The sequence below is a fragment of the Pseudomonas sp. SIMBA_068 genome (assembly GCF_046534705.1).
In the GTDB taxonomy this organism is placed as follows: Bacteria; Pseudomonadota; Gammaproteobacteria; order Pseudomonadales; family Pseudomonadaceae; genus Aquipseudomonas; species Aquipseudomonas putida.
Window position 1 is genome coordinate 1 of record NZ_JAWRYI010001752.1, and the last position, 233, is coordinate 233.

Here is a 233-nt window from a genome sequence, read left to right on the forward strand (position 1 = left end):
CGGCGAACATGCGTTTCAACAGGCGTGGCGACAGTTTGTGGGCCAGGCGCGCGCCGATGCGGGCGAACACCATGCTGGTCAGGGCAATACCCAACAGGGCCGGCAAATAAACGAAACCGAGACTATGGGCCGGGAGCAGCGGATCATGCCAGCCCAGAATCATGAAACTTAAGGCACTGGCCAGGGCAATGGGCAAACCGCAGGCCGATGAGGTGGCCACCGCCTGCTGCATG

The 233-nt window shown here is 61.8% G+C and carries 1 protein-coding gene; it reads right to left on the minus strand.

Features of this window, described 5'->3' with window-relative positions; translation table 11 throughout:
* A partial coding sequence (locus SB756_RS35755; protein WP_410913978.1) for a TSUP family transporter occupies window positions 1-233 on the minus strand: 233 nt, incomplete at both ends.